11 protein-coding genes are annotated in these 14,679 nt (G+C 70.1%); all 11 read right to left on the minus strand.

Features of this window, described 5'->3' with window-relative positions:
* Positions 1 to 201: 201 nt before the first annotated feature.
* Complete coding sequence (locus tag EIP85_RS08045; protein ID WP_127901664.1) at positions 202 to 1,935, minus strand: AMP-binding protein; 1,734 nt, start codon at positions 1,933 to 1,935, stop codon at positions 202 to 204.
* A 201-nt stretch (positions 1,936 to 2,136) separates the two neighbouring features.
* Positions 2,137 to 3,282 carry an aminotransferase class V-fold PLP-dependent enzyme gene (locus tag EIP85_RS08050; RefSeq protein ID WP_127901665.1) on the minus strand — a complete coding sequence of 382 codons (1,146 nt, stop codon included), beginning with the start codon at positions 3,280 to 3,282 and terminating at the stop codon, positions 2,137 to 2,139.
* An 81-nt stretch (positions 3,283 to 3,363) separates the two neighbouring features.
* Positions 3,364 to 4,602, minus strand: a complete 1,239-nt coding sequence (locus EIP85_RS08055) for an Hsp70 family protein (protein ID WP_127901666.1) — start codon at positions 4,600 to 4,602, stop codon at positions 3,364 to 3,366.
* 153 nt (positions 4,603 to 4,755) lie between these two features.
* Complete coding sequence (locus EIP85_RS08060) at positions 4,756 to 6,414, minus strand: amidase (protein WP_241559923.1); 1,659 nt, start codon at positions 6,412 to 6,414, stop codon at positions 4,756 to 4,758.
* A complete protein-coding gene (locus tag EIP85_RS08065) occupies positions 6,398 to 8,200 on the minus strand; it encodes a gamma-glutamyltransferase family protein (RefSeq protein ID WP_127901667.1) in 1,803 nt (600 codons plus the stop codon). The genes EIP85_RS08060 and EIP85_RS08065 overlap by 17 nt, the downstream gene beginning before the upstream one ends.
* A gap of 25 nt (positions 8,201 to 8,225) precedes the next feature.
* Positions 8,226 to 9,095, minus strand: coding sequence for an ABC transporter permease (locus EIP85_RS08070; RefSeq protein ID WP_127901668.1), 870 nt, complete (start codon positions 9,093 to 9,095; stop codon positions 8,226 to 8,228).
* Complete coding sequence (locus EIP85_RS08075) at positions 9,092 to 10,036, minus strand: ABC transporter permease (RefSeq protein WP_127901669.1); 945 nt, start codon at positions 10,034 to 10,036, stop codon at positions 9,092 to 9,094. The genes EIP85_RS08070 and EIP85_RS08075 overlap by 4 nt, the downstream gene beginning before the upstream one ends.
* Positions 10,037 to 10,108: 72 nt before the next feature.
* Positions 10,109 to 11,620, minus strand: coding sequence for an ABC transporter substrate-binding protein (locus tag EIP85_RS08080; protein ID WP_241559924.1), 1,512 nt, complete (start codon positions 11,618 to 11,620; stop codon positions 10,109 to 10,111).
* 39 nt (positions 11,621 to 11,659) lie between these two features.
* On the minus strand, positions 11,660 to 12,736 hold the full coding sequence (locus EIP85_RS08085) for an ABC transporter ATP-binding protein (RefSeq protein ID WP_127901670.1): 1,077 nt from the start codon (positions 12,734 to 12,736) through the stop codon (positions 11,660 to 11,662).
* Positions 12,733 to 13,713, minus strand: a complete 981-nt coding sequence (locus tag EIP85_RS08090) for an ABC transporter ATP-binding protein (RefSeq protein ID WP_127901671.1) — start codon at positions 13,711 to 13,713, stop codon at positions 12,733 to 12,735. Before EIP85_RS08090 ends, EIP85_RS08085 begins: the two co-directional genes overlap by 4 nt.
* Positions 13,710 to 14,438, minus strand: coding sequence for a FadR/GntR family transcriptional regulator (locus EIP85_RS08095; protein ID WP_127901672.1), 729 nt, complete (start codon positions 14,436 to 14,438; stop codon positions 13,710 to 13,712). The genes EIP85_RS08090 and EIP85_RS08095 overlap by 4 nt, the downstream gene beginning before the upstream one ends.
* Between the last annotated feature and the right edge of the window lie 241 nt (positions 14,439 to 14,679).

Raw genomic sequence — 14,679 nt, forward strand, 5'->3', positions numbered from 1 at the left:
CGGCCCACGCGCGGCAGAGGGCCAGCGCCCGACCGCGGGTGGGCGCAGACCACGCCCCCGGTTCGTCCGTTTACGGCGAAGCTCCCCCTCCGCCATTCCCCGCCGCGCGGGTGACGGAGCGCCCGCCCGTCCGGGCGGTCGGGCGCTGGCCCGGCGGGCTTCGCCCGCTGTTTCGGGCCGGGTGCCGCGTGCGGTGCCCCCTCAGGCGGTCTGCTCGACCGTCAGCCCCAGCTCCTCGATCATCGCCTCGCGCATGATGAATTTCTGCGGTTTGCCGGTGACGGTCATCGGCAGGCTGTCCTTGAAGCGCACCAGCTGCGGCACCTTGAAATAGGCGATCTGGTCGCGGCAGAAGGAGCGGATCCCCTCCTCCGTCGGGCTGGTGCCCGGGCGGGGAACGATCCAGGCGACGACGATCTCTCCGAACTTGTGGTCGGGGATGCCGAAGACCTGGACCTGGCTGACCTCGGGATGGGTGTAGAGGAACTCCTCCACCTCGCGCGGATAGACGTTCTCGCCGCCCCGCAGGATCATGTCCTTCACCCGGCCGGTGATGTTGCAATAGCCCTCGGCATCGATCACGGCCAGGTCGCCGGTGTGCATCCAGCCCTCGGCATCGACCGCCTCGGCGGTGCGCTCGGGATCCGCCCAGTAACCGCACATCACCGAATAGCCGCGGGTCAGCAGCTGACCCTGCTCGCCCACATTGGCGGTGGAGCCGTCCTCGCGGATGATCTTCACCTCCAGGTGCGGCTGGATGCGGCCGACCGAGGCCACGCGCTTTTCCAGCGGCGTGTCGGTGCCGGACTGGAAGGAGACCGGGCTCGTCTCGGTCATGCCATAGGCGATCGTTACCTCGGACATGTGCATCTTCGACTGCACCTGCTTCATCACCTCGATCGGGCAGGGCGCGCCGGCCATGATGCCAGTGCGCAGGCAGGAAAGGTCGTGGGTCGCGAAGCCCGGATGCTCCAGCATGGCGACGAACATCGTCGGCACCCCGTAAAGCGCGGTGCAGCGCTCCCCGGCAACGCAGGAAAGCGTGGCGGCCGCGTCGAACCCCTCGCCCGGCACCACGATTGTGGCCCCCTTGGTCGCGCAGCCCAGCGTGCCCATCACCATGCCGAAGCAATGGTAGAACGGAACCGGGATGCAGATCCGGTCCGCCTCGGTCGCGTCCATTGCGGCGGTGACGAAATGGGCGTTGTTGACGATGTTGCGATGGGTCAGCGTCGCGCCCTTGGGCGATCCGGTGGTGCCCGAGGTGAACTGGATGTTGATCGGCTCGTCCGCCCGAAGCGTGGCGGTGATCGCGTCGAGCGCCTCGGTTCCCGTCTCCGCCCCCAGGGCCATGACATCGGCGAAGCGGTGGCAGCCGGGGTGCGCGGTCTCGCCCAGCGTGATGACGAGGCGCAGGTCCGGCAGGCCCGGACAGGCGAGATGGCCCGGCCGCGCCGTGGCCAGCTCCGGCGCGAGGCGGTTGATCATGCCGATGTAGTCGGAGGTCTTGAACGCCTCGGCGAGCATCAGCGCGCGACAGCCGGTCTTGCGAAGCGCGTAGTCGAGCTCGTGCAGCCGGTAGGCCGGGTTGATATTGACGAGGATCACCCCGATCCGCGCCGTCGCGAATTGCACCAGCAGCCATTCGGAGCGGTTCGGCGCCCAGATTCCCAGCCGGTCGCCATGGGCAAGACCGAGGGCGAGAAGCCCCGCGGCGAGCCCGTCGACGCGGGCGGCGAATTCAGCCCAGCTCCAGCGGATGCCCTCGGCCGTGAAGACGGCGGCCTCGCGGTCGGGAAAGCGGGCGGCGGTGGCGGCGAGGAGCGCGGGGATCGTCTCCTCGATCAGCGGCGTGTCGGTGGCACCCGCCACATGGGCGAGGCCGCGGCGCGGGGCGATGCCATAAGGCGCCTCCCCTTTCGCAGGCGTGGTCATGTCATCCTCCCTGGCGGCCCCGGCGGCGCGCTCGGGGGTGAGTCCGTTCCGGGGTCTGCGAAGATAATTGAACATCAGTTCAATTCTTGCAAGCGGCGCGATCAAGCGCGCGCAGAGAAGGGCCAGCGCCCGTCCGAGGGTGGGCGCTGAAGAAGAGCGTAGGGTGCGCATTCATTGCGCACCACCGACAACCTGACCCGCTCAATTATATTCGAAATAATCCCTCAGCGCCGCCACCAGCGCCTCGTAGTCTTCCATCTCGTTATAGACCTGCGCCGAGATCCGCACCGCCAGCCGCTCGCCCCAGGGCATCAGGCAGGCCTCCATCCCGTAGCGCGCGCTGATCTCGCGGTGGTAGCGCTCGCTCTCCGCCCCGGCGCCAAGCGGCAGCAGCACCGTCGCCATCGCCGCGCGCATCCCGGGCGGGCCGGAGATCGGCGTGCCGAAGGCCTCGGCGATCATCGCCCCCGCCTCCGCCGCCAGTGCCCGGTTGCGCGCCATCGCCTCCGCCCCGCCGAGCCGGGCATGCGCCTCCACCGCCTCGGCGAAGGCGAACCAGGCGCTGGCGTCGCGGGTGCCGATCCAGTTGAACTCGCCCTGAAGCCCGGTGCCGTAGCCATGCGAGATTGTCGTCGGATGCACCTCGCCGCCGAGCCCCGGCCGCACCCACAGCACCCCGCAGCCCTTCGGCGCGAACTGCCATTTATGCGCATTGCCGGTGTAGTAATCCGCCCCCAGCGCCGGCACGTCGAGCGCGATCTGCCCCGGCGCATGCGCCCCATCGACGAAGACCCGAGTGCCGTTCGCCCGGCAGAGCGCGGCGATCTCCGCCACCGGCAGCTCCAGCGCGGAGGTCGAGGTGATATGATCGATCACCAGCAGCTTGACCTGCGGCCTGAGCGCCGCGGCGACCAGTGCGACCACTTGCGAGGGGTCCTCCACCGGCAGCGCCAGCGGCAGCTCGGTGACCTTGACCCCGCGTCCGCCGAGCCAGTGGACCACGGCCTTTCTGACCGCGCCGTAGATCGCCGAGGTGAAGAGCACCTCGTCCCCCGGCCCCAGACGCTCCGACAGGAACACCGCGTTGCTGGCCGCCGTCGCATTCTCGACGAAGGCCCAGTCCTCCGCGGCACCGCCGTAGCAGCGCGCGACCAGCGCCAGCCGCTCGCCCAGCAGCCGGTGGTACGCCTCGCGGAAGAAGGTGGAGGCGCGGCGCTCGGCCTCGATCTGGTAGCCCTGCGCGGCGGCCAGCACGCTCTTCGGCACCGCGCCGAAGGAGCCGTGGTTGAGATGCCGGATCGCGGGGTCGAGGTGGAACTCCCCCAGAAGCGAATGGCCGTAGTCCATGATGCTCTCCCGCGCCGCCCTGCCCTAGGGCCATGCGGCCCCGGGCGGGCGCCGTCAAGGCCCCGCGCGCGGCAGCCCCCCTCAGGCCGCCGCGACCAGCGCCAGCCCGTCGACGACCGCCGTGAAGGCTTCCGAATAGCGCATCTCCGCCCCGGGGCAGAGCGCCGCCATCTCGTCCGAGACCAGCGCCATCAGGCTGGAGCCGCCGACGAGGATGACGCTCGCCACCTCCTCCGCCGCAACCTCCGCCGCGGCAAGGCAATCCTGGGCCGCCTCGCGCAGCTTGGGGCGGTAGCCCTCCAGCGCCGCCTCCATCGAGGCCGCCGTCACCGGCGCCGCCAGCCCCGGCTCGACCGGCCCCATGGCGATCCGTGCCGCCTCGCCCGAGTTGGCGGCGATCTTGCCGCGCTCGACGGCGAAGGCGAGGTCGTGGCCCAGTTCCTCCTCCAGCACCCGCACAAGGCGGCCCATCGCCCGCGGGTCCACCGCCAGCGCGGCCATCTGCGCGGCCGTGCGGCGCGTCTCGGGGGCGTAGAGGAAGGGGATCTTCGCCCAGGTGGCGAGGTCGACGTAGATCGCGTTCGGCACCGGCAGCAGGCCCGGTCCCATCTCGCGCCGAAGGCTGCCGCCGTGGCCCAGCAGCGGCATGACATGGGCGAGCGAGATCGCATGGTCGAAATCCGTGCCGCCAAGGCGGATGCCGTGGCTGGCTAGGATGCGGACCCGGCCGGCCTCGGTCCGGAACAGGGAAAAGTCCGAGGTACCCCCGCCGATATCGACGATCAGCCCGACGCCCCCGGCGCGGCCGAGGCCGTGGCTCGCCACCGCCGCCGCCTCCGGCTCCAGCATGAAGGCGACCTCGGTAAACCCGGCGGCGCGGTAGCAGGCGGCGAGGTCGGCCTCGGCCCGTGCGTTGCGGGCGGGGTCGGCGGTGTGGAAGTTCACCGGCCGGCCAGAGAGGACCCGCTCGAACCGCCGCCCCGTCGCGGCCTCGGCCCGGGTCTTCACCGCGACAAGAAAGGCCGTGACGATGTCGGAGAGCGTCCGTCGCCTGCCCGCGATCAGGCGCTGTTCGTGGAACAGCCCGGTGCCGAGCACGCTTTTCAGCGCCCGCATGTAGCGCCCCTCCTCGCCCGCGATCAGCGCCTCGGTCGCCGCCGCGCCGATCCGCATCGCACCGCCGTCCCCGGGAAAGAAGACCGCCGTGGGCAGCGTGTCGGTGCCGTCCTCGATCGGGATGCGGCGAAGCGCGCCGCCCTCGACAATCGCCGCGGCGGAGTTGGAGGTGCCGAAGTCGACGGCAAGCGTGTCGGCAGGCATCGCGGGCCTCGTCTCTCAGGATCGGGGAGGGGCCGGGAATAGCCGTGCCGCGCCAAAGGTGCAAGGGGCGCGCGCAGGGGGGGCCTGGGGGAGGAAAAGCGACGGCGGGCCGGAGCAGAGCGTCCCCTGCCCCGGCCCCCCGTCAGCCCGGCTTTACTCCGCGAAGCCGGGCCTTTCCGAAGCGACCCCGAAGGCGCGTTCCAGCGCCAGGCCGAGCCGCAGGATCGTGCCCTCGTCATAGAGCCGCCCCCAGAGAGAGATGCCATGCGGCACCCGGAACGGCTGCCCCGGCGCGACCATGGGCGCCTGAGCGCCAAGAAGGCCGCGCGCGCGGGTGCCCGAGGTCATGAAGCTGGACCTCAGGTGCAGACAGGGATGGCCGGTGAAGTTCGAGGCGACCAGCATCGGCCCGGTGTTGAACGGCCCGATCATCGCGTCGACGTCAGAGAACACCGCGTCGAGCGCGGCCATCACCCGGTAGCGCAGCCGGTCGAGCTGCACATGATCCACCGCCGAGAGGAACCGGGAAAGGCGGAAGCGGTTGGGCCAAGCCCCGGCGTCCTGCCGCGTCAGGCTGTCGTCCGCGCCCGAGAGCGTCAGCTCCTCGAAGATCGCGGCGGATTCGGCGTGCAGGATGTCCATCAGCGCGCGGTAGGGCAGATCCGGCAGCGAGACCTCGACCAGCTCGATCCCCAGCCCGCGCGCCGCCTCCAGCGCGGCGTGATCCTCGGGCAGCGCGCCCTCGCCGAAGGCCTCGGGCAGATAGCCGAGCCGAAGCCCCCCGATCCCCGCCCCGGCGTCGAAGCCGAAGGGCGCGTCGATCCCGTCGCGGTCGCCCGGCTCCGCGCCGTTCAGCACCGAAAGGACCATGGCGGTGTCCTCGACCCCGCGGCAGATCGGCCCGATCTTGTCGAGCGAGGGGCAAAGCACCATGCCGCCCCGCCGCGGCACCCGCCCGAAGGTCGGGCGCAGCCCCGTCGTGCCGCAGCGTTCGGAGGGGTTGGTGATGGAACCCAGCGTCTCCGTCCCGATCGCGAAGCCGCAAAGCCCGGCGGCGGTGGCCGAGGCCGAGCCCGCCGAGGAGCCGCCCGACCCCTCGTTGAGGTTCCACGGGTTGCGCGTCATCCCCCAGTACCAGACATCGCCGAGCGCCAGCGCCCCCACGCTCGCCTTTCCCAGAAGCACCGCGCCCGCGGCGCGGAGCCGTTCGACGATGGCGGCATCCGCCTCGGGGATGCGGCCCTCGAAGGGCTCCGCGCCCCAGGCGGTGGGGATGCCGGCGGTGTCGAACAGGTCCTTTACCGCATAGGGGATGCCGTGGAGCGGCCCGAGACGGGTGCCCGCGGCCATCAGCGCGTCGGCGCGGTCGGCCTCCGCCCGCGCGCGCTCCGGCACGACGGCGGCGTAGCAGAGAAACTTGCAGTTCAGCGCCTCGATCCGGGCCAGATAGATCTCGGTCAGCGCGCGGCTGGTCAGCGCGCCGGAGGCGATCCAGGCAGACAGCTTCGGCAGCGGGGCGAAGGCGATCTCCTCCGCGTCCTGCGGCAGCGGGCCGGGATCTTCGGCGGAAAAGGCGAGCGTGCCCGGCTCGGGCATGGCAAAGCCCGGCAGACGCGGGTCGAAGCGCATCGCCATCGGTTCGTCGTTGCGGAAGGTGATCTTGCGGCGGGCGGCGGCAAGCAGGATCTGCTGCTCCACCGTCTCGGCGATCAGCGCCCGCTCGGCGTCGGAATAGGCGACGCCGGCCAGACGCTCCGCCGCCGCCACGTCCGAAGGGCCGATCCCCGCCGCCATGTCAGCGGCCCACAGCATAGGCCTGCATCAGCCGCGGCGTCGCCGCCGCGCGCATCAGGCCGGAGGCGTCACGCTGCGCCGCGGTCAGCCGCCCGACGGTCCAGGGCTCTGCGACCTCCACCCGGTGGCCGCGGGCGCGCAGATCGGCGATCACCGCCTCGCCGATCGAGGGCTCGATCATCAGGTGGCCGGGCTGGAACGCGCGCGGGTAGAACGAGGCCTGGAAGCTCGCGGTGTGGAACAGCGGCGCGTCGATCGCCTCCTGCAGGTTCGCCGCGGAATGGGCCAGCCGCAGGAAGAAGATCAGCTGCCACTGGTCCTGCTGGTCGCCGCCGGGCGTGCCGAAGGCCAGCCGAGCCCCGCCGGGCCGCGCGGCCATCGAGGGCGAAAGCGTGGTGCGCGGCCGCGCGCCGGGGATCAGCGAGGTCGGCAGCCCCTCCTGCAGCCAGAACATCTGCGCGCGCGAGTTGAGCGGCATCCCCAGCCCCGGCACCACAGGCGAGCTTTGCAGCCACCCGCCCGAGGGCGTGGCGGAGACGAGGTTCCCCCAGCGGTCGACCACGTCGATATGGACGGTATCGCCGCGCTTCTCGGTCGGGTGCTTCTCGGTCAGATGCGCCATGGTCGGCTCGCCCGCGCCGACGCCGGCATCCGCGGCTTCCGCGACGGACCGCGCGATGGCCGCCTTCACCCAGGCCTCGTAGCCCGGGATCTCACCCGGCCGCTGGGTCAGCGACGCCTCGGGCCCGATCAGCGGGCTGCGGGTCTTCGCATAGTCGCGCGACAGGAGGACATCGCCCGGGATCTCGGTGTAGTCCGGGTCGCCGTAATAGGTGTCGCGGTCCGCGAAGGACAGCTTCATCGCCTCGGTGACGGTATGGACGAAATCGGCGCTGTTCGGATCCATATCCGCGACCGAGGTGCCCTCGAGCGTCCGGAGAGACTGCAGGAAAGACGGGCTCTGCGCCCAGAAGCCGGGCTTGAACACCTCCCAGCCGTTGTAGTCGACGGATACAGGCGCCTCGTAGCTCGCCTGCCAGCCGGCCATGTCTTCGCCCGTCAGCACGCCCTTGCGGCGCCCGCCCGCGGCATCCATGACGCAGGCCTCGCGCATCCAGCCGTCGATCGCCTCGGCGACGAAGCCCTTGTAGAAAGCCGTGCGCGCCGCATCGATCTGCGCCTCGCGCGACCCCCGGGTCTCGGCTTCGGACAGAAGCCGGTCCCAGGTGTCGGCAAGGTCGGTGTTGCGGAACAGGCTGTGGGCCTCGGGCGCCGCGCCGCCGGGCATCCAGGTCGCGGCCGAGGTCGGCCATTCGTCGCGGAAGAACTGCGCGAGGCCGGCGATGGTGTTGGCGACTCGCGGCAGCACCGGGTGGCCGGAGCGGGCGTAGTGGATCGCCGGCTCCAGCACCGCGCGCAGGCGCATCGTGCCATGGTCGCGCAGCATCAGCATCCAGCCGTCGAAGGCGCCGGGGATGACGGTGGCCAGCAGGCCGGAGCCCGGGATCATGTCCAGCCCCTCGGCGCGGTAATGCGCGATGGTGGCGCCGGCGGGCGCGGTGCCCTGGCCGCAGATCACGGTGGGCTTCTCGTCCCCCGCCGGCCAGATGATCGCCGGCAGGTCGCCCAGCGGGCCGTTCAGATGCGGCTCCACGACATGCAGCACGAAGGCCATCGCCACGGCGGCGTCGAAGGCATTGCCGCCCATTTCCAGCATCCGCATGCCGGCGGCGGAGGCAATCCAGTGTGTCGAGGTGGCGACGCCGAAGGTGCCGAGGATTTCGGGACGGGTGGTGAAGCTCATGGATCAGGCCCTTGAAACGGAGAGGTCAGATGTCGCGCGGGTCGAGCGCATCGCGCAGACCGTCACCGACGAGGTTGAAGCCGAGCACGACGAGGAAGATCGCGAGCCCAGGCCAGAGCGCCATCCAGGGCGCCTGGTCGAGAAAATTCTTGGCCACGTTCAGCATCGAGCCCCAGGAGGGCGCCGGCGGCTGCTGGCCAAGGCCGAGGAAGCTCAGCGACGCCTCGGCGATGATCGCGGTTGCGATGGTCAGCGTCGCCTGCACCAGGATCGGCGGGAAGATGTTGGGCAGGATGTAGCGCCAGACCAGCGCCCCGGGGCCGACACCCACCGCATGGGCGCTTTCGACGTAATCCTCGGTCAGCACGTCCATTGTCTGGGCGCGGGCAAGGCGGATGAAGACCGGCATGGCCGACAGCCCGATGGCGATCATCGCGTTCGACAGCGACGGACCCAGAAAGGCCGCCAGCGCGATGGCGAGGATCAGGAAAGGCGCGGCCAGAAGCGCCTCGGTCATCCGGCTGATCGCGGCATCGGTCCAGCCGCGCAGGTAGCCCGCGGCGACGCCCAAGGGCACGCCCAGCGCCACCGCGATGGCGACCGAGATCACGCCGGCCAGAAGCGAGGCCCGCGCGCCCCAGATCATCCGCGACAGGATATCCCGCCCGATGTCGTCGGTCCCCAGCCAGTGCGCGGCCGAGGGCGCCTTGCGGATCGCCGACCAGCTGGTCTTGATCGGAGAGTCGATGGGCAGGATCGGCGCGGCGACGGCGATGATGATGAAGAAGGCCACCAGCACGAAGCCGAACAGGGCCGCCGGATTGGCCCTGAGCTTCTTCCAGGCTCGGTTTTCACGCTTCGGCAGCGTGGCGATGTCGGTCGCGGCGGCGCTCATTGGTTCCTCATGCGCGGGTTCAGCAGGCGATAGGCGATGTCTGCCAGAAGGTTCATGCCGATGAAGGCGACGGCGGTGCAAAGGACGATCCCCTGCACCACGGCGTAGTCACGCGAGAAGACCGCATCGACGACGAGCTTGCCGAAGCCCGGGATGGTGAAGATCTGCTCGGTCAGCACCGCGCCGCCCAGCAGCTCGCCGAACAGCAGCGTCGTGACCGTCACCACCGGCACCATCGCGTTTCTCAACGCGTGCTTCACCAGCACGGTCTTCTCCGGCAGGCCCTTGGCGCGGGCCGTGCGGACATAGTCGGATTTCAGCACCCCGAGCATGGCCGAGCGCGTGTGCCGCATCAGCGAGGCGGAGATGGAGGTCCCCAGCACGAAGGCCGGCATCAGCATGGTCTCGATCGACTTCAGCGGATCGACCCAGGGCGAGACATAGCCCGAGGCCGGCAGCCAGCCGAGCCGGACGGAGACCAGCAGGATCAGCATGATCCCCAGCCAGAAATTCGGGATCGAGAGGCCCGAGAGGGCGAAGACGTTCGATATCCAGTCGACCCAGGTGTTTCGTCGATAGGCCGACAGCACCCCCGTCGGGATCCCGATCACCAGCGCCACGATCAGCGCCATGATCGACAGCTGGATGGTGACCGGCAGCTTCTCCTCGATCAGCTGCGCCACCGGCTGGTTGTTGCGCAGCGAGATGCCAAGATCGCCCTGCGCCGCGTCGAGCAGCCAATGCGCGTATTGCACCGGGATCGGGTCGTTCAGGTGGTATTTCTGGCGCAGGAAGGTCAGCGTCGCGGGGTCGCGCTCCTCGCCCGCCATGGCCAGCACCGGATCGCCCGGCAGCAGCTTCTGCATCCCGAAGACGAACATCGAGATCATCAGGATCGTCGGCACGGCGATCAGGAGACGGCGGAGGATGAAGCCGAGCATGGGGCGCCCCGTGAGTGTCTTGCAGAGAAGGCCCGGCGGCGGGCGTGCCGCCACCGGGCCGGGATCGCGGCGTCAGCCCGCGAACTTGACGCCCTTGAGGCGGATCATGCCGTCGGCATAGGGCGTGAAGCCCTCCAGCTTCTTCGACATCGCCCAGAACCACACCGGGTGGTAGAGGTAGACGATCGGCAGGTCCTTCAGCAGGATCGCCTGCGCCGCGTCATAGGAGGCCTTGCGCACCGCGTCGTCGGTCGAGGTCCGCGCCTTGTTCATCAGCGCATCCACCTTCGGGTTCGAGTAATGGCCATCGTTCAGCCCGGCGCCGGTGACGACGAAGCCGTAGAGGTTGCCATCCGGGTCGACCCGTCCGGACCAGCCGATCTGGCTCGCCTGGAAGTTGCCGGTGGTCTGGTCCTTCAGCAGCGTCGCGAATTCCTTGGCGACGATCTTGACCTTGATGCCTGCATCGGCCTCCATCGACTGGATCACCTGCATCAGCTGCATCTGCACCGGGTTGTTGGTCACCTGCACCGTCAGCTCCGGATGCACGTCACCGGCTTGCTTCAGCAGTTCCTTGGCCTTGGCGACATCGCGCGCCGGCACCGGGAAGTCCTTGTCGAACCATTTGGAGGTCGGCGGGAAGGGCTGGTTGCCCGGCGCGAAGGTTCCATTGAAGACCACGTTGTTGATCGCGCTGCGGTCAAGCGCCAGCGAGAAGGCCTCGCGCAGCCGCGCATCCTGGCCGAACGGGTTCTTGCTCTGCGGACCGTTGCCAACGTTGAACGTCACCCCCTGGTAGCCCAGCGAGGTGGCCGAGGCCACGCGCAGCTTCGGATCCGCCTTGGCCGAGCTGATATCGGTCGCGGCAACACGCTCGATCAGGTCCAGATCGCCTGCGCGCAGGTTCGCGAGGCGCACGGTGGTATCCGGGATCGGCATGAAGGTGACGCTGTCGAAATGGTAGTCCTTCGCGTCGTAGTAGTTCGGATCCTTGACCAGGACGATCTTGTCCTGCGGCACGCGGAGCTTGAACTTGTAGGGGCCGACGCAGACCGGGTTCAGCCCGAACTTCGCGCCTTCCTTCTTGGCGACATCGGGGGCCACCATCATGCCCGCCCGGTCGGCGAGCTGGGCCAGCAGCGTCGCATCCGGCCCCTTCAGGTGGAAGGCCACGCTATAGGGCCCGGTGACCTCGACCGAGGCGATCGACTTCACCTCCGACTTGCGGCGGCTCTCGGGCAGGGTCTGGCTGCGCTCGATGTTGTACTTCACCGCCTCGGCGTCGAACTTCTCGCCGTCCTGGAAGGTCACGCCCTTGCGCAGTTCCATGCTGAGCGTCTTGCCGTCGTCCGACCATTTCCAGCCGGTCGCGAGCGCCGGAATGATCTTCAGCTCCGGCGTGATGTCGACGAGCTTGTCGCACATCGAGGCATAGACGATCCGGCCGACGAAGGTGCGCGACTGGTCGGGGTCGAGCGTGTCGGCATCGTCCTGAAGCCCGATGCGCAGGTCGGCGGCATGGGCCATGTGGCCCATCACCAACAGCGCGGTCGTCAGACCGAGTGTGTACGAAAACTTCTTCATGTGCGTCTCCTTGCTGGAATGGCCGTCTTCTGCGGGCGGTTAGTCTGGGGTGGCCTCGGCCTCGCGGGCCTGGCGGTAAAGGTCGAAACGGGCGCGCGCGGCATCGCTGCGCGCGCTCTGGACGGAAGCGAGCCCGTCGAGCGTCAGCTCGCCCGCGCGGTGGCAGGCGACCTGGCGGCCCTCGGCGTCGGGGGCGGAAAGGACCGGCCGCTCGGCCGAGCAGCGCGCGATGGCATAGGGGCAGCGCGGATGGAACCGGCAGCCCGAGGGCGGCGCGGTCGGGTTCGGCAGTTCCCCCGCCACCCGCGACTGCGCCCGCCGCGCGCCCGGGTCGGGCAGCGGGATCGCCCAGACCAGCGCCTCGGTATAGGGATGGCGCGGCGCGGCGAACAGCGCATGCGCCGGGGCCTGTTCGACGATCTCTCCGAGATACATCACCGCCACGCGGTCGGCCATGTGCCGGATCACGGCGAGGTCATGGGCGATGACGACCAGCGTCAGCCCCAGCTCTTCCTTCAGCTCCGCCAGAAGGTTCACCACCTGCGCCTGGATCGAGACGTCGAGCGCCGAGACCGGCTCGTCCCCCACCACGACCTTGGGTCCGGAGGCAAGCGCCCGGGCGATGCCGATCCGCTGCCGCTGCCCGCCGGAGAACTCGTGCGGATAGCGCGTCGCCGCCTGCACCGGCAGGCCGACCCGCTGCAAGAGCTCCGCCACCCGGGCCCGCCGCTCGGCCTTCGTGCCGATCTTGTGGGTGCGCAGCGGCTCCTCGATCAGCGCGCCCACCGTCATGCGCGGGTTGAGCGAGGAGAACGGATCCTGGAAAATGAACTGCACCTCGCGCCGCAAAGCCCGGATCTCGGCGGGCCTGAGGCCGGAAAGGTCGCGCCCGGCATAGCTGACGCTGCCGCCGGAGGCCGGGATCAGCCGCGTCAGCACGCGCGCCAGTGTGGACTTGCCGCAGCCGCTCTCGCCGACGATGGCGAAGGTCTCCCCCTGCCGCACGGCAAGGTCGACGCCGCTGACGGCATGGACCACGGTCGGCTCGCCGAACACGGGCGATGCGGTGACGAAGCGGCGTTCGAGCCCGCGGGCCTCAAGGATCACCTCGCTCATGCGCTCGCCTCCAGACGTTCCAGCGGGGCGCGCCAGCAGGCCGCCTCGTGCCCGCCCACCGGGACGAGCGGCGGCACCTCGGCGCAATCGGCGCCCCGGAAGGGACAGCGCCCGGCAAAGCGGCAGCCCGGCGGCATCTCCGCGATCGGCGGCACCATGCCCGGGATGGTGACGAGGCGCGAATTCTCGCCCCCGAAGGTTGGCATCGAGCTCATCAGCCCGATCGTGTAGGGGTGCTGCGGGTCGTTGAAGACCTCGGCCATCGGCCCGGCCTCGACCACGCGTCCGGCGTACATGACGGCGACCTTGTCGGCCATCTCCGCCACCACACCAAGGTCGTGGGTGATCATGATCAGCGCGGTGCCCGCCTCGTCGCGCAGGCTGCGCATCAGGTCGAGGATCTGCGCCTGGATCGTCACGTCCAGCGCCGTCGTCGGCTCGTCCGCCACGATCAGCGCCGGGTCGTTGGCCAGCGCCATGGCGATCATCGCCCGCTGCCGCATCCCGCCCGAAAGCTGGTGCGGGAACTCGCGCAGGCGCTTTTCCGGCGCCGGGATGCGCACCTTCTTCAGCATCTCCAGCGCCCGGGCCTCGGCCGCGGGGCGGGACAGGCCGCGGTGACGGCGCACCGCCTCGGCGATCTGCTCGCCGATCCGGATCGCCGGGTTCAGCGCGCTCATCGGCTCCTGGAAGATCATGGAGATCCGGTCGCCGCGGAACTGCGACAGCTCCGCCTGCGACATCGCGAAGAGGTCGCGCCCCTCGAACAGCGCCCGGCCGCGCGCGATCTCAAGCGGCGGGCTGGCCAGAAGGCCCATCAGCGCCAGCGCCGTCAGGCTCTTGCCGCAGCCGGATTCGCCCACGATGCAGAGCGTCTCGCCCGGGTTGACCGAGAAGGAGACACCGTCGACGAGGTTCTTCTCCGCCCCCCGGATGCGGATCGCGAGGTCGTCGACCTCCAGCAGCGCGCCGCTCATTCCACCGCCTCCGCCGTGCTGGCCCGGGCCGGGAGGGCCGCCGTTCCGGGGGCCGAGGCCGGCGCGTAGATCGCCCCCGCCAGCCGCCTCAGGTGCGCGGCCATCGCCGCCCGCGCCGCCGCGCCGTCGCCCGCCTCGATCGCGTCGATCAGCGCGCCATGCTCGGCATTCGAAAGCGCCATCGACTCCGGCGACCGCGCCCGGTCGCGCAGCGCCTGCCAGTCCTCGCGGATGCGCACCTCGTCGACCAGCTGGAACGCGGTCAGCAGGATCGCGTTGCCCGCCACCCGCGCGATCATCCGGTGCAGCGCGCCGTCCCAGAGCTCGGCCGTCTCCGAGGACGGCGTCAGCCCGATATGCTCCACCAGCCGGCGCATCTGGGTCACGTCCTCCCCGGTCGCCCGCGCGGCGGCAAGCTCGGCCAGCGCCGGCTCGATGCAGATCCGCGCCTCCATGATCGCCGCGGCATCGACGGCAGAGACGATATCGGCGGCGATCTGGCCATGCGGATCGGGCGGCAGGCCGATGAAGGTCCCCTTGCCCTGGCGGCGCCAGACCAGGCCCTCCTCCTCCAGCACCTCCATCGCCGCGCGCAGCGCGCGGCGGCCGATGCCCAGCTGCTCGGCCAGCGCCCGCTCCGTCGGCAGCTGGCCGTCCGCGCCGATCTCGTTCGACGTGATCAGACGGCGAAGCTGGGAAAGCGCCTTCTGGGCATCCGCTGACATGCTGGCTCCCGGATCAATTCCGAATTGGTTCGCGAACCATTGGCAAAAAGGTTCACGCCCTTGTCAACCCTGCGCGGGCCGGATTCGGAAAATGATCGGCCGGCGGATCGAAACTGCCCAATTCGCAGGCAGTGCCCACGTCAGGCGGCACACATCCCCTCGGCGATGCAGGAACCCTGATGCAGGAACCCTCGCGCGGCGCGGCGGGCCTGAATTCGGTAAGGCGCCGGTTCCGCCGGCC

Source organism: Solirhodobacter olei, assembly GCF_004010155.1.
Taxonomy (GTDB): domain Bacteria; phylum Pseudomonadota; class Alphaproteobacteria; order Rhodobacterales; family Rhodobacteraceae; genus Solirhodobacter; species Solirhodobacter olei.